Source organism: Massilia phyllostachyos, assembly GCF_021044825.1.
Lineage (GTDB): Bacteria > Pseudomonadota > Gammaproteobacteria > Burkholderiales > Burkholderiaceae_D > Telluria > Telluria phyllostachyos.
Genome location: NZ_JAJNOC010000005.1, coordinates 153,397 through 166,535 on the forward strand (window position 1 = coordinate 153,397; position 13,139 = coordinate 166,535).

The 13,139-nt window shown below is 67.4% G+C and carries 15 protein-coding genes and 1 tRNA gene; 2 read left to right on the plus strand and 14 right to left on the minus strand.

Annotation, left to right across the window (positions count from 1 at the left end; translation table 11 throughout):
- Positions 1 to 11 precede the first annotated feature (11 nt).
- The 4 genes from LQ564_RS16205 to LQ564_RS16220 all read right to left on the minus strand — a co-directional run bounded on the left by LQ564_RS16205 (position 12) and on the right by LQ564_RS16220 (position 2,888).
- Positions 12 to 644, minus strand: a complete 633-nt coding sequence (locus tag LQ564_RS16205; protein ID WP_231059148.1) for a BON domain-containing protein — start codon at positions 642 to 644, stop codon at positions 12 to 14.
- Positions 641 to 1,234 (minus strand): phosphoheptose isomerase, encoded by a 594-nt coding sequence (locus LQ564_RS16210; RefSeq protein ID WP_231059149.1) that lies wholly within the window; start codon positions 1,232 to 1,234, stop codon positions 641 to 643. The genes LQ564_RS16205 and LQ564_RS16210 overlap by 4 nt, the downstream gene beginning before the upstream one ends.
- Before the next feature lie 72 nt (positions 1,235 to 1,306).
- Entirely contained in the window at positions 1,307 to 1,663 is a 357-nt protein-coding gene (locus LQ564_RS16215) for a YraN family protein (RefSeq protein WP_231059150.1), read from the minus strand.
- Between the two features lies 1 nt (position 1,664).
- On the minus strand, positions 1,665 to 2,888 hold the full coding sequence (locus LQ564_RS16220) for a penicillin-binding protein activator (RefSeq protein WP_231059151.1): 1,224 nt from the start codon (positions 2,886 to 2,888) through the stop codon (positions 1,665 to 1,667).
- Positions 2,889 to 2,938: 50 nt separating this feature from the next.
- Between LQ564_RS16220 and rsmI the strand changes: the two genes are divergently transcribed.
- On the plus strand, positions 2,939 to 3,844 hold the full coding sequence (gene rsmI, locus LQ564_RS16225) for a 16S rRNA (cytidine(1402)-2'-O)-methyltransferase (protein ID WP_231059152.1): 906 nt from the start codon (positions 2,939 to 2,941) through the stop codon (positions 3,842 to 3,844).
- Here the strand turns inward: rsmI and LQ564_RS16230 are convergent, their stop codons facing one another.
- From LQ564_RS16230 to LQ564_RS16240, 3 genes are read right to left on the minus strand one after another with little or no spacing between them, the layout of a single operon-like run.
- Positions 3,845 to 4,042 carry a hypothetical protein gene (locus LQ564_RS16230; protein WP_231059153.1) on the minus strand — a complete coding sequence of 66 codons (198 nt, stop codon included), beginning with the start codon at positions 4,040 to 4,042 and terminating at the stop codon, positions 3,845 to 3,847. It lies immediately after the preceding gene.
- 35 nt (positions 4,043 to 4,077) lie between these two features.
- Positions 4,078 to 4,779: a YjjG family noncanonical pyrimidine nucleotidase gene (locus LQ564_RS16235; RefSeq protein WP_231059154.1), complete on the minus strand. Its 702-nt coding sequence runs from the start codon at positions 4,777 to 4,779 to the stop codon at positions 4,078 to 4,080.
- A gap of 24 nt (positions 4,780 to 4,803) precedes the next feature.
- A complete protein-coding gene (locus LQ564_RS16240; protein WP_231059155.1) occupies positions 4,804 to 5,421 on the minus strand; it encodes a hypothetical protein in 618 nt (205 codons plus the stop codon).
- A gap of 108 nt (positions 5,422 to 5,529) precedes the next feature.
- Here LQ564_RS16240 and LQ564_RS16245 point away from each other — a divergent pair.
- Positions 5,530 to 5,606: transfer RNA gene (locus tag LQ564_RS16245), tRNA-Pro, on the plus strand.
- Positions 5,607 to 5,665: 59 nt separating this feature from the next.
- On the opposite strand, the gene LQ564_RS16250 is transcribed toward LQ564_RS16245, so the two are convergent.
- The 7 genes from LQ564_RS16250 to bioF form a co-directional block, all read right to left on the minus strand.
- The gene (locus tag LQ564_RS16250) at positions 5,666 to 6,079 is read right to left on the minus strand and encodes a hypothetical protein (RefSeq protein WP_231059156.1); all 414 of its coding nucleotides are present in this window, start codon (positions 6,077 to 6,079) and stop codon (positions 5,666 to 5,668) included.
- Complete coding sequence (locus LQ564_RS16255) at positions 6,080 to 7,000, minus strand: hydroxymethylglutaryl-CoA lyase (RefSeq protein WP_231059157.1); 921 nt, start codon at positions 6,998 to 7,000, stop codon at positions 6,080 to 6,082. It lies immediately after the preceding gene.
- Between the two features lie 5 nt (positions 7,001 to 7,005).
- Complete coding sequence (locus LQ564_RS16260; RefSeq protein WP_231059158.1) at positions 7,006 to 7,935, minus strand: 2-hydroxyacid dehydrogenase; 930 nt, start codon at positions 7,933 to 7,935, stop codon at positions 7,006 to 7,008.
- Positions 7,936 to 7,962: 27 nt separating this feature from the next.
- Positions 7,963 to 9,984 (minus strand): acetyl/propionyl/methylcrotonyl-CoA carboxylase subunit alpha, encoded by a 2,022-nt coding sequence (locus LQ564_RS16265; RefSeq protein ID WP_231059159.1) that lies wholly within the window; start codon positions 9,982 to 9,984, stop codon positions 7,963 to 7,965.
- A 69-nt stretch (positions 9,985 to 10,053) separates the two neighbouring features.
- On the minus strand, positions 10,054 to 11,100 hold the full coding sequence (gene bioB, locus LQ564_RS16270; RefSeq protein WP_231059160.1) for a biotin synthase BioB: 1,047 nt from the start codon (positions 11,098 to 11,100) through the stop codon (positions 10,054 to 10,056).
- 11 nt (positions 11,101 to 11,111) lie between these two features.
- The gene (bioD, locus tag LQ564_RS16275) at positions 11,112 to 11,954 is read right to left on the minus strand and encodes a dethiobiotin synthase (protein ID WP_231059161.1); all 843 of its coding nucleotides are present in this window, start codon (positions 11,952 to 11,954) and stop codon (positions 11,112 to 11,114) included.
- The gene (gene bioF, locus LQ564_RS16280; protein ID WP_231059341.1) at positions 11,951 to 13,138 is read right to left on the minus strand and encodes an 8-amino-7-oxononanoate synthase; all 1,188 of its coding nucleotides are present in this window, start codon (positions 13,136 to 13,138) and stop codon (positions 11,951 to 11,953) included. Before bioF ends, bioD begins: the two co-directional genes overlap by 4 nt.
- Position 13,139 lies beyond the last annotated feature (1 nt).

Sequence of the window (13,139 nt, forward strand, 5' to 3'; positions counted from 1 at the left end):
CCGTTGTTGAATTAGCTCTGGCTTGGTGCCGGCTGGTTGGCGCGCGGGTCTTCGTCCTGGATGTACTCGAAGATCTTCACCACGCGGTTCACGCCCGGCACGCCCTTGGCGACGTCGGCCGCGATATTGCCTTCGCGCGGGGTGACGAGGCCCATCAGGTAGACCACGCCGCGCTCGGTGGTGACCTTGAAAGCGGTCGCCGAGACGGTCTTCTTGTCGACCAGGCTGGCCTTGACCTTGGTGGTGATCAGGGCGTCGTTCGAGCGCGAGGTGTAGCTCGACGGGCCGGCGATTTCCAGCTCGTTGATGACGGACACCACGTTGTCGATCGCGCGCACTTCGCGCTCGGCCGCGGCCTTCATCGCTTCGTCGCGCACTTCACCGGTGAGCAGCACCTTGCGGTTGTAGCTGGTCACGTTGACGTGGCCGTTCTCGCCGGTGACCTGCTGCAGCTTGATCTCGGCCTTGACGTTGATCGCCTTGTCCTCGGTCTGCATGCCGATGGTGCGGCGGTCGTTGCTTGCCAGGGCGGCGGTGGCGGCGCCACCGACGGCCAGGGCGACGCAGCCCGACAGCGAAGTTGCCAGTGCGGTCCCCAGTACGATTTTCGAGAGCAGGCCGGCCAGCGGTCGCGTTTGAATCATTCCTCTTCTCCTCCGAACAGTGCGACGTCGATGCCGTCGCAGATGGCGTGAATCGCGCACAGGTGGACTTCCTGGATGCGCGCGGTGCGTGCGTGTTGCACGTTGATGTGCACGTCGGCGTCGGTCAGCAGTTTGCCGAGGGCGCCGCCGTCCTTGCCGGTGAAGGCCACGATGCGCATCTCGCGTTCCAGCGCGGCTTCGACCGCGGCCAGCACGTTGCCCGAGTTGCCCGAGGTCGAGATCGCCAGCAGGATGTCGCCGGCCTGGCCGAAGGCCTGCACCTGCTTCGAGAAGATCTCCTTGAAGCTGTAGTCGTTGCCGACCGCGGTCAGGATCGAGGTGTCGGTGGTCAGGGCGATCGCCGGGAGCGGGAAGCGCTCGCGTTCGAAACGGCCGACCAGCTCGGCAGCGAAGTGCTGGCAGTCGGCGGCGGATCCGCCATTGCCGCAGGCCAGGATCTTGTTGCCGTTGGACAGGGCGCCAAACATCAGTTCGATCGCCTGCGAAATGGGTTGTGCCAGGGCAGGCGCCGATTTCATCTTGAGATCGGCGCTCTCCTGGAAGTGAGCGAGGATGCGTTGAGTATTCATAGCCGAAGATTATAGTGTAGTAGCAACGGTAGGCGGGCAAGAGCGGTAAAAATTGCTTACACTTCAATGACCTCAGTTAATCACGTCCTTGAGCCACTCGACCTGCTCGCCATCGATGGCGACCACGTCGAAGCGGCAGGGCGGCGCGACGGAAAAACGCAACAGGTAGAACTCGGCCGCGCGCACCAGGCGCCGGATCTTGGCGGGTGTGATGCTGGCGGCCGCGCCACCGTGTGCGATATCGGCGCGCTGGCGCACTTCCACGAACACCAGGGTGTCGCCGTCGCGCATGATCAGGTCGATCTCGCCCCCCTTGCAGCGGAAATTCTCTTCGACCTTCTGCAAGCCGCGGCGTTGCAGGTAGAGCAGGGCGGCCTGCTCCCATTGGCGGCCCTGGGCCTGCCGCGACGACAGGCGCAGCGGCCACATATCATTGCCCGAAGGCCACCGACTCGAACACGCCGCCATCGCGGTAGACGGTGCCGGTCTCGATGCGGCGGAAGGCCGGCGCGCCGCTGCCCATGTCCACCGACAGGCGGCCGGTCACGCCATCGATCTCGAAGGCGGCGCCGGGACGCAGCGCCAGTTCGCGCGCGATGCGGTAGGCGTCGATGCCGAGGGCGTAGAGGCGCTGCATGTCGAAGCCGCCCGTGCCGGCGTCCCAGCGCGGATAGCTGGCCACCAGCGGGTGTTCGGGCTGCACGGACCAGGGCAGGTCGAGGATGCGCACGCCGCTCAGCTCGGGCGCGGCGGTGGCGGCGTCGCGGCCCGGATTGACCGAGGCGGTGCCGTAGGTCGGCAGCGAAGTGCCGATAGCGCTGCGCACCTGGCGCAACTGGACCGCGTCGAGGGCCGCGAACACCAGCTGCGGCGGGTCCTGCTGCAGGCGCGCGCGCAGCTCGGCCAGGGCGTTGCCGTCGACGTAGCCGTCGCTGCTCGGCAGCTCGACCACGTAGTTGCTCAGGCCCAGCTGCGACCAGCGCGCCGTGAAGGCGCCGGTCAGTCTCTGCTGCCAGGCGGTGGATCCGGTGAGCACCAGGGCGCGGCCGCCCGGCTGTTCCGCCGCGGCCCAGTCGGCCACCTGGCGCGCCTCGTCCTCGAGCGCGAGGCCGACCACCAGCATGCGCCGCGGGAGCGGGCCGTTGGTTTGCGGATGGTTCAGGGCGATGGTCGGCTTGCTGACGGCGCCGCTCGCGGCCAGGGCGGCGACTGCCGGGCGGGCCAGGGGGCCGACCACGATGTCGTTGGTTTCGGCCGCGCGCGCGTAGGCGTCGAGCGTGGCCTGGGCCGAGTCGCCGGTCGGGATCACGTTGACGGTCACGCCGCCGCGGTCGCGCTCGTGGCCGGCCATGAAACCGGCGCGCACCGCTTCGGCGGGCTGGGCCAGGTTGCCGGATTCGAGCGGCAGCAGGATGGCGATGCGGGTGCCGGCGCCATTGCCGCCGGTGGCGGCGCGCGGGCTGCCGTCGCTGGACGGCGGCAAGTCGATCGGGTTGGTGACGGCGCGCTCGGCGGGAGCGGGCGGCGTGTAGCGCGACTCGACAGGCGCCGGGCTTGCACTCGGCGCGGCGGGCGCGCACAATCCGCCCGGAACGCCGCAGCCCGTGTCGGGCGGCAATGGCGTGCTGGTACAGCCGGCCAGCACAGCGAACATGGACGTTGCAAGCAGCGCCGTGAGATTTTTTTTCAGCATCGGAATCCCTTATGACAGAACAGCAGACCATCGACATCGCCCGGCTTCCCGTCATGGGCGAGGCGGCCCAGCAGTCCTATCCTACCGCAACGCTGTATGTCGTGGCTACACCGATCGGCAACGTCACCGACATCACCTTGCGCGCGCTGCACCTGCTGGCGCTTGCCGATGTCGTGGCTTGCGAGGACACGCGCAAGACCGGCGCTTTGCTGCAACGCTTTGGTTTGAACAAGCAGACCATCGCGGCGCACATGCACAACGAGCGCGAAGTTGCCGACAAGATCATCGAGCGTTTGCGCGGCGGACAGCGGGTGGCGCTGGTGTCCGATGCGGGCACGCCGGCGGTGTCGGACCCGGGTGCGCGCATCGTCGATGCGGTGCGCACGGCGGGCCTGAACGTGGCGCCATTGCCGGGACCGTCGGCGGCGATCACCGCCCTGTCGGCAAGTGGACTGGTGAATGACCGCTTCCACTTCGTCGGCTTTCTTCCCGCAAAAACGAAGCAGCGCGAGGCGGCCCTCTCGGCGCTGGTGCGCGAGACCTCGACGCTGGTGCTCTACGAAGCGCCGCACCGCATCGTCGAATGTGTGGAAGGCTTGATGGCGGTATTCGAGCCGACCCGCCAGGTCGTGTTCGCGCGTGAGCTGAGCAAGCTGTTCGAGGAGGTTTACCGCTGTCCGCTGAGCGAGGCCCTGGCCTGGGTGAAGGCCGACCAGCACCGCGAGCGCGGCGAGTTCGTCGTGCTGGTGGAAGGGGCGGTGCTCGCGCTTGACGCGCAGGATGCGGAAGCGGAGCGCATCCTGCAGATCCTGCTCACCGAGTGCTCGGTCAAGCAGGCCGCCAACCTGGCGGCGCAGATCACCGGCCGCAAGAAGAACGCGCTGTACGAGCGCGCCCTGCAGATCAAGGGCGAGTGATTACGCCAGCGCTTCTTTCGCCGCTTCTTCCGGGCTCAAGCCATCGTAGAACTGGTCGGTGAACCACTCGACCTGTTCCTCGATGTGCTCCTGCGCCTGCTCGAGGGTGGCGCCGCCGGCGACGAGGAATTTTTCCACCTCGATGCACCAGTGGATGAATGCCAGCGTTTCCTCGTCGAGTTCTTCTTTCTTTGCCATGTGCTTTCCTTGTGTGATGGGCGGATTGTAGCGCGTCACGCGGCGAGCAGGCCGCGCAGCGCCGGGACCACTTGGTGCAGCGTCGCCACTTCCACGGTGGGACGGGCCTGCGACTCGTTCGCCAACGCCTCCGGATTGAACCAGCAGCTCTCGATGCCGAAGCGGTTGGCGCCGAGGATGTCGGCGTCGAGCCGGTCGCCGACGATGATCGTCTCGGCATGCGAAAAGGCGCGCGCCATTTTCACGGTGTAGTCGAAGAAGCGGCTGTCCGGCTTGGCGTGGCCGCAGCCGTCCGAGGTGGCGACAAAGGACAGGTGCACGTGCAGCTTCGACGCGGCGATGCGGCGCTGCTGGACGTTGGCGGCGCCGTTCGTGATGATGCCCACTTCGCCGATGCCGGCCAGGGTCTCGCACAGCTGCTGGGCGCCGTCGATCAGCACTACATTGTCGGGCAGCGACTCGAGGAAGAGGTGGCTGGCGGCTTGCGGATCCAGGTCGAGTCCGTTCGCGGCGAAGGTATGGCGGAAGCGCTCCACTTTCAGGAATTCCTTCGACACGGTACCGAGTTCGAATGCCCGCCACAGCGCCACGTTGATCGCCTGATAGCTGGCGAACAAGCCGTCGGGCAGCGTGGGCATGCCGAGCTCGCGCATCGTGTGGGCAAAGGACAGTTGTTCGGAAGCTTTGAAATCGAGCAGGGTGTCGTCGAGGTCGAACAGGAAGAGTCGGTGTTTCATCGCCTCAGTGTAACATCCGGTCCGCTACCATTTGCAGCCGTGGTCCTTCTTGTCCATCATGAGAAACAGCGGCGCCAGCAGCCCGCCGGGCAGGCCGTCCTTGCAGTTGGGACGCTTGGCCCGGCTGATGGCGCGGGCGGCCTTCGTTTCCGTTTCCAGCGGCGGGTCGGGGAACTGGGCATGGGCCGTGCCCTCGATGCCGAGCTTGGTCCGGCCGGCCAGCTCGCGCGCGGTTCCCCTGGCCGCGTTCATGTCGAATTTCGGCGCATCGCCAGGCGTCGCCTCTGGAGGAGCTGGCTCGACGGAGAAGGCATCCGCCGGCGTGTCCTGTTCGGGCGCCGCAGGCACGGCGATGACGGGTTTCGGTGCGGAGCGGCGTGCGCTGCGCGGCGCTGACGGCTCGGCAGGCGCGCGTGGCGCGGGTTCCACCTCCGGTGTCGAAGGCGGGGGTGGTGGCGGCAGGATGCGCACCGCGATGGACGAGGGGGGATCGGGCTCGAAGGCGGGCAGCGATGGCCCGCCATGGCGATACGCAAACATCAGCATCACGTGCACGGCAATCGACACGCTGACGCCGATGAGGACACGTTTGTTCCCCCGCGTGAAACCCACATCACCGTTGTGCCGCGCTGCCAGATTCACAATATTGCCTGTTTGACCGTGTCGAAGAATGCAACACAATGCCTTAGTTTCTTTATTTTGCCCTTAAACCTTGACCTGGTCACCCCATCAGGATATGATCTGCCTTCTCGGAGTGTAGCGCAGCCCGGTAGCGCATCTGGTTTGGGACCAGAGGGTCCAAGGTTCGAATCCTTGTACTCCGACCAGTATCAAGAAAAAAGCCGACAGTGAAAGCTGTCGGCTTTTTTCGTTAACGCGCCTGTTTTCAGCGCGGCGTCCAGCGGCAGCCGCTTTCCTCCCAGGCGTCGAGATCTTCTTCGAAGGCGAGGGCCTTGCGGTCCTTCGAACGGATGTAGGTGAAGCCGTAGACGCGCGCGCCCTGGGATATCACCGTGTAGCTGCCGCCGCCGGGCAGGTCTTCCTTCCACGTGGTCGTGAATTCCATCGGCCTGCCAGGCGCCATCTCGACGGCGTCGCGCTTGACGAGCCTGAGCGGAATGTCCGCGCTGCCGTGCTCGTACCGCACGTACGCCGTTTCCGCTCCTTCCTGCGCAATGCCGAACTCCAGCCTGAGCTGCCTGCCCGGACCAAGCGAATGGAAGCAGCGGAAGTCGCCAGCAGCGGCCTGCGCAGCGCACAGCAGGCTTCCCAGCGACAGGGCAATGGCGTAAGTCCGCATTCAGCCCGCCCGCTTCGCCGCGATCGCATTGCCGGCCCGGCTCGCGCTCTTGCGGCCCAGCTGCTGCGAGATGAACAGGCCGGCATCGACCACCTGGTCGAGGTCGACGCCGGTCTCGATGCCCAGGCCGTTCATCAGGTAGATCACGTCCTCGGTGGCGACGTTGCCGGTCGCGCCCTTGGCGTAGGGGCAGCCGCCCAGGCCGGACACGGACGAGTGGAAGATCGCCACGCCGACTTCCATCGCGGCGTAGATATTGGCCAGCGCCTGGCCGTAGGTGTCGTGGAAGTGGCCGGACAGCTGGTGCATCGGGAATTCTTCCGCCGCGCGCAGCATCACCGCCTGCGTCTTGCGCGCGGTCGAGACGCCGATGGTGTCGGCGATGTCGATCTCATCGACACCGAGGTCGCGCATGCGGCGCACCACGTCGGCGACCGCATCCAGCGGCACCTCGCCCTGGTAGGGGCAGCCGAAGGCCGTGCTGATCGAGCCGCGCAGTCGGAGATTGTTGGCCTTGGCGGCCTTCGCCACCGGCTCGAAGCGCGCGATCGATTCGGCGATCGAGCAGTTGATGTTCTTTTGCGAGAAGGCTTCCGAGGCCGCGCCGAAGATCACGACTTCATCGGCCTTGCCGGCCAGTGCGGCTTCGAAGCCCTGCATGTTCGGCGTCAGCGCCGAGTAGATCGTGCCAGGCAGGCGCTCGATGCCGGCCATGACTTCCTTGCTGGTCGCCATCTGCGGGATCCACTTGGGCGAGACAAAAGAGGCGGCTTCGACGTTCGGAAAACCGGCGCGCGCCAGGCGGTTGACCAGTTCGATCTTCACCTCGGCGCTCAAGGCCTCCTTCTCGTTCTGCAGGCCGTCGCGCGGCCCCACTTCGACGATCTTGACCTTCTTCGGCAGGCTGGCGTGTTGGTACATGGTGTTCAGTATCCCAGGTCGCGGTCGACGATGTCGTCGACGGGTTGGCCGCTCTCCAGCTGTGCGATCTTGTCGCGAATCTGGAGCACGGCGTCGTGGCGCATGGTGAGCGCGGAAATGTGCGGGGTGATGGCGATGCGCGGCTCGTTCCAGAACGGGTGCGGGGCCGGCAGCGGCTCGTGGCGGAACACGTCGAGCGTGGCGCCGGCGATGTGGCCGGAGCGGATCAGGGTCATCAGGTCGGGTTCGGCCAGGATGGCGCCGCGCGAAACGTTGATCAGGTAGGCGCCTTGCTGCAGCTTGCCCAGGTTATGGCGGTCGAGCAGGTTCGCCGTTTCCGGCGTGAGCGGCAGCATGCAGACCAGCACGCGGGTGCCGCGCAGGAAGGCATCCAGCCCGTCGGCGCCGTGGAAGCATTCGACGCCCGGGATGTCCTTCGGCGTGCGGCTCCAGCCGCGCACCGGGAAGCCGAACAGGCGCATCGCCTCGACCACCGGCAGCCCGAGCCGGCCCAGGCCCATGATCCCGATCGTGAACTCGCTTTTCGGCGTGAGCGGCAGCGGGTCCCAGACGCCGTGGCGCGCCTGTTCCTCGTAGTCGTCGAAGTGGCGGTAGTAGCGCAGCACCGCGTGCGCCACGTACTCGGCCATCTGCACGCCCATGCCGGCGTCGCCCAGGCGCACGATCGGCACCGGGGGCAGGGCATCGCCCAGCTTGAGCAGGGCGTCGACGCCGGCGCCCATCAGGAAGATCGCGCGCACGTGCGCGAGCTGGTCCAGAAGGGCCGGCGTGGGGCTCCACACGACCGCATAGTCGCACGGCGGCAGGGCAACTCCTTCCTTCCATGCCACGGTCTCCACCTGCGGCATGAGGGCGGCGAATTCGCGCACCCATGGCTCGATCACGCCGTCTCCACGGAACAGGAGTATGCGCATGTCTCCCCCTACGTTTTTATGTTCTTTTCAAGCCGCCTTGAAAGCCAGCAGCGGCGCTCCATCCGCCACCTGGTCGCCGACCTGGTACAGCACTTCTTCCACCAGGCCGTCGCTCGGCGCGGCAATCGTGTGCTCCATCTTCATCGCTTCCATGATGACCAGCGGCTCGCCCTTTTTCACTTCCTTGCCGGACGCGGCCAGCACGGCCACCACTTTACCCGGCATCGGCGCGGTCAGGCGGCCGCCAGCGGTTTCGAGCTCGCCGGCGTGGGCCATCGGGTCATTGTACGCCAGGGAATAGTGGCGTCCACCGGTGAACACGTGGAACAGGTCGCCGTCGCGGCGCACGCTGCCGTGCAGCGAGGTCTCGCCCAGGCGGATGGTGAGCTCGGCGCCTTCGTGGCGGACCAGCTCCAGGCGCCGGCGCTCGCCGTTGGCGTCGATTTCCCAGCTGCCCGCGCCATAGGTCAGCCCGACCTGGTAGCCTTGCGCGCCGCTGAACTCATCGCCGAACGACAGCACGCGGCGGTAGGCGCTGTTCATGCGCCAGCCGCGTGCCTGGGCCCACGGGTCGGCCGGATTCACGGCACCGCGCACGGTCTCGCCCGCGGCGAGCGCCAGCGCAGCCAGGGCCAGGGCGCCCAGCGGCGCAGCAGCGGGCGCCGGGAACAGGGTGTCGCCGTGGCGCTCGATCAGGCCGGTGTCCAGGTCGGCGGTGGAGAAGGCCTCGCCCTCGACCAGGCGCATCAGGAAGGCGATGTTGGTGGCCAGGCCCACGATCTGGAACTCGGCAAGCGCTTGCGACAGGCGCGCCAGGGCCTGGGTGCGGTCGGCGCCCCAGACGATCAGCTTGGCGATCATCGGGTCGTAGAACGGCGAAATGGCATCGCCTTCGCGCACGCCGGAGTCGACGCGCACGGCGGCCGGATTGGCGCCGTCGGTGCCGAGCTCGAACTCGACCGCGTGCGGCGTATCCATATGGCGCAACGTGCCGATCGAGGGCAGGAAGCCCTTCTCCGGATTCTCGGCGTAGACGCGCGCTTCGATGGCATGGCCGTGGATCGCCAGTTCGCTCTGCTTCTTCGGCAGCGGCTGACCGCTTGCTACGCGCAGCTGCCACTCGACCAGGTCGGTCCCGGTGATCATCTCGGTGACCGGGTGCTCGACCTGCAGGCGGGTGTTCATCTCCATGAAGTAGAAGGAGCCATCCTGGTTGGCGATGAACTCCACCGTGCCGGCGCCGACGTAGCCGACCGCGCGCGCGGCGTTGACCGCCGCTTCGCCCATGGCGGCGCGGCGGTCCTGGGTCATGCCGGGGGCCGGCGCTTCTTCCAGCACCTTCTGGTGGCGGCGCTGCACCGAGCAGTCGCGCTCGTGCAGGTAGACGCAGTTGCCATGGGTATCGGCGAACACCTGGATCTCGATGTGGCGCGGACGGATCAGGTACTTCTCGACCAGCACCTTGTCGTCTCCGAAGGAGCTGATCGCTTCGCGCTTGCAGGATGCCAGCGCGGCTTCGAAATCTTCCGAACGCTCGACCACGCGCATGCCCTTGCCGCCGCCGCCGGCGCTGGCTTTGAGCAGCACCGGATAGCCGATGCGGTCGGCCTGCTCGCGCAAGAAGCTTGGGTCTTGGTTGTCGCCGTGGTAGCCCGGCACCAGCGGGACGTTGGCGCCTTCCATCAGCTGCTTGGCGGCCGATTTCGACCCCATGGCGCGCATCGAGGAACCCGGCGGGCCGATGAACACCAGGCCGGCGGCCTGCACGGCTTCGGCGAACTCCGCGTTCTCCGAGAGGAAGCCGTAGCCCGGATGGATCGCCTGCGCGCCGGTGCTTTTTGCGACCTCGATGATCTTCTGGCCGCGCAGGTAACTCTCCTTGGCGGCGGCGGGGCCGATCAGCACCGCCTCATCGCAGACCGCCACGTGTTTCGAACCCGCGTCGGCTTCCGAGTAGACGGCGACGGTGCGGATACCCATGCGGCGCGCGGTGGCGGCGACACGGCAGGCGATTTCGCCACGGTTGGCGATGAGGATCTTGGTGAACATGCGTTTGTCTTTCGCTATTGGTTGTTCAAGTGTTCGTTGCGCGGCCGTGTCGCCCCGGCCGCTGTGTGCTTAGCAGCCGCAGGCAGCCTTGGGCGCCGATTCCAGCGTGGCCGCGCGGGTTTTCAGGCCCAGTTTTGCCAAGAGCACGCGGTCGTCGTCCGCTTCCGGATTGCCGGTGGTGAGCAGCTTGTCGCCGTAGAAGATGGAATTGGCGCCGGCCATGAAGCACATGCTCTGCACGGCTTCGCCCAGCTCACGGCGGCCGGCCGACAGGCGCACGCGCGCCTGCGGCATGGTGATGCGGGCGACCGCGATGGTGCGCACGAATTCGATCGGGTCGAGCTTCTCGATGCCGTGCAGCGGCGTGCCCTCGACCTGCACCAGGTGGTTGACCGGCACCGATTCCGGATACGGATTCAGGTTGGCCAGCTGGGCGATCAGGCCGGCGCGCTGCTCGCGCGTCTCGCCCATGCCGACGATGCCGCCGCAGCAGACCTTCAGGCCGGCGCTGCGCACGCGGCCCAGCGTGTCCAGGCGGTCCTGGTATTCGCGGGTCGAGATCACGTTGTTGTAGAAGTCCGGCGCGGTATCGATGTTGTGGTTGTAGTAGTCGAGGCCCGCGCGTTTCAGCTGCTCGGCCTGGCCTTCTTCCAGCATACCCAGGGTGGCGCAGGTTTCCATGCCGAGCGCCTTCACTTCGCGCACCATGGTTTCGACCTTCTCCATGTCGCGCTCCTTCGGGCTGCGCCATGCCGCGCCCATGCAGAAGCGGGTCGCGCCATTCGCCTTGGCTTCGCGCGCGGCGTTCAGCACGGTGTCGATGTCGAGGATCTTCTTGGCCTCGACGCCGGTGTCGTAGCGCGCGGCCTGCGGGCAGTAGCCGCAATCCTCTTCGCAGCCGCCGGTCTTGATCGACAGGAGGGTGGCCAGTTCGACGTCGCCTTCGGGGAAGTTGGCGCGGTGCGCCTGCTGGGCGCGGAACATCAGGTCGTTGAAGGGCAGCTCGAACAGCGCCAGCACGTCGGCCAGCGGCCAGGTGACGTTCTCCGGCTGCTTGATGGCGACGGGGCGGTGCAGTGAGATCGTATTAGAAGCAGCGGTATTCGATTGGGACATGGTGGTTTTCCTTAGTTCTGGACGCGCGGAGAGTGCCAGCCCGGCAGTCCCGCGAGATCGATGTATTGGGCGGCGGCGGCTGCCGTCGGATTCTCCAGGCGGGGCACGTGGCCCAGCAGTGGCGCCGGAATGCGTTGTTCCAGCGCGTCGATGTTTTCACGCATGAAGCGCATGTCGGGCTCAAGCGTGTTCGCGACCCAGCCGGCCAGCACCAGCCCGCGCGCCACGATCGCTTCCACGGTAAGCAGGGCGTGGCTGATGCAGCCCAGGCGCAGGCCCACCACCAGGATCACCGGCAGGTTGAGCTGCGCGGCCAGGTCGGCGCTGTCGAAGTCGTCGTTGAAGGGCACGCGGAAACCGCCCACGCCCTCGACCACCACGGCGTCCGACGCCGCGTGGATCTCGGTATAGGCGGCCAGGATCGGCACCGCTTCGATCGTCACGCCTTCCAGCGCGGCGGCGATATGGGGCGCGGCCGGTTCCCTGAGCATGTAGGGCGTGGTGATGCTGGATGGCAGATTGACGTTGCCGGCGGCGCGCAGCATGTCGGCGTCGTCGTTGTGCAGCTCGCCGTCGACCAGCTCGGCGCCGGCGGCGACCGGCTTCATGCCGCAGGCGCGGCGGCCGCCTTCGACCAGCTTGTGCAGGATGGCGGCGGAGACCAGGGTCTTGCCGATCTCGGTGTCGGTGCCGGTGACGAAGCAGCAGAAGCGCGCGGGCACGGCATCGAGCAGCTCCGGTTCCGGCTGCGGATCGAGGACAGGTGCTTCGGCGACCGGCGCGCCGGCGCTGCCCGGTTCGACGACGACGGGCGTCAGCGCCTGCGGCTGGTCCGGATCGTTCAGGTTGTTCATGTGGTGGCCCTTTCCAGTTCGTTGAGCGCGCGCGCGAGCACGGCCACATCCTCGTGGGTATGCGCGGCCGACAGGGTCACGCGCAGGCGCGCCGTGCCCGCCGCCACGGTCGGCGGGCGGATCGCCGGCACCCACAGGCCCTGCTCGTACAAGGCTGCCGCCACGCGCAGCGCGTCGTCGTTGCTGCCGATGATAAGCGGTTGGATCGCCGTGCTCGATGCCAGCAGCTGCCAGCGCTTCGGACGCAGCGCGTCGCGCAGGTGCGACACCAGCGCGGCGAGGTGGGTGCGCCGCTGTTTGCCTTCATCGCCTTCGATGATGTCGAGGCTGGCCTGCAGCGCATGCGCCAGGGCCGGCGGCGCGGCGGTGGTGTAGATGTAGGGGCGGGCGCGCTGCACCAGCAGCTCGACCACGCTGGCATGCGCCGCGATGAAGGCGCCGCCGACGCCGGCCGCCTTGCCGAGCGTGCCGATGTAGACCAGGTTGGGCGAGCGCAGCCCGAAATGCTCGAGGGCGCCGCGGCCGCTGTCGCCCAGCACACCGAAGCCGTGGGCGTCGTCGACCACCAGCCAGGCCCCCATGCGTTCGCACAGGGCCAGCAGCTCCGGCAGCGGGGCCAGGTTGCCGTCCATGCTGAAGACGCTGTCGGTGACGACGATCTTGGTGCCGGCGCTGCTGGCGCCGAGCTGCTGCGCCAGGGCTTGCACGTCGCCATGCGGGTAGACGCTGACGCCGGCTTTCGCCAGGCGGGCGCCGTCGATCAGCGAGGCGTGGTTCAGCGCCTCCGAGAAGATCATCGCGTCGGCATCCGCACCCAGTGCGGTCAAGACGGCCAGGTTGGCCATGTAGCCGGTGCACATGTAGAGCGCCCGCGCCTGCGGGATAGCCGGCGCCATCCACGCGCCGAAGCGCTCTTCCAGCAGCGCATGCGCGCGGCTGTGGCCACTGACGAGGTGCGAGGCGCCGCTGCCGGCGCCATATCGCTGCGCGCCTTCCTGCAGCGCGTCGACCACGGCCGGGTGTGCGGCCAGGCCGAGGTAGTCGTTGCTGCAAAAGGCGAGCATGGCGCGGCCGTCGACGACCTGGCGCGGCGCGCAGGGGCTGTCGGCCACGCGCAGGCGGCGGATCAGGCTTTGCGCGGCCAATGCATCGAGCTTGCGGTTGACGCCTTCGATCAGGTTCATC

Excerpts from the sequence above, each read along its gene's own strand:
- bioF (WP_231059341.1), bottom strand. The coding sequence starts at position 13,138 with ATGAACCTGATCGAAGGCGTCAACCGCAAGCTCGATGCATTGGCCGCG.
- LQ564_RS16255 (WP_231059157.1), bottom strand. The coding sequence starts at position 7,000 with ATGTACCAACACGCCAGCCTGCCGAAGAAGGTCAAGATCGTCGAAGTG.
- LQ564_RS16235 (WP_231059154.1), bottom strand. The coding sequence starts at position 4,779 with ATGAAACACCGACTCTTCCTGTTCGACCTCGACGACACCCTGCTCGAT.
- LQ564_RS16260 (WP_231059158.1), bottom strand. The coding sequence starts at position 7,935 with ATGCGCATACTCCTGTTCCGTGGAGACGGCGTGATCGAGCCATGGGTG.
- LQ564_RS16210 (WP_231059149.1), bottom strand. The coding sequence starts at position 1,234 with ATGAATACTCAACGCATCCTCGCTCACTTCCAGGAGAGCGCCGATCTC.
- LQ564_RS16205 (WP_231059148.1), bottom strand. The coding sequence starts at position 644 with ATGATTCAAACGCGACCGCTGGCCGGCCTGCTCTCGAAAATCGTACTG.
- LQ564_RS16215 (WP_231059150.1), bottom strand. The coding sequence starts at position 1,663 with ATGTGGCCGCTGCGCCTGTCGTCGCGGCAGGCCCAGGGCCGCCAATGG.
- bioB (WP_231059160.1), bottom strand. The coding sequence starts at position 11,100 with ATGTCCCAATCGAATACCGCTGCTTCTAATACGATCTCACTGCACCGC.
- rsmI (WP_231059152.1), top strand. The coding sequence starts at position 2,939 with ATGACAGAACAGCAGACCATCGACATCGCCCGGCTTCCCGTCATGGGC.
- LQ564_RS16250 (WP_231059156.1), bottom strand. The coding sequence starts at position 6,079 with ATGCGGACTTACGCCATTGCCCTGTCGCTGGGAAGCCTGCTGTGCGCT.
- LQ564_RS16230 (WP_231059153.1), bottom strand. The coding sequence starts at position 4,042 with ATGGCAAAGAAAGAAGAACTCGACGAGGAAACGCTGGCATTCATCCAC.
- LQ564_RS16265 (WP_231059159.1), bottom strand. The coding sequence starts at position 9,984 with ATGTTCACCAAGATCCTCATCGCCAACCGTGGCGAAATCGCCTGCCGT.
- LQ564_RS16220 (WP_231059151.1), bottom strand. The coding sequence starts at position 2,888 with ATGTTCGCTGTGCTGGCCGGCTGTACCAGCACGCCATTGCCGCCCGAC.
- bioD (WP_231059161.1), bottom strand. The coding sequence starts at position 11,954 with ATGAACAACCTGAACGATCCGGACCAGCCGCAGGCGCTGACGCCCGTC.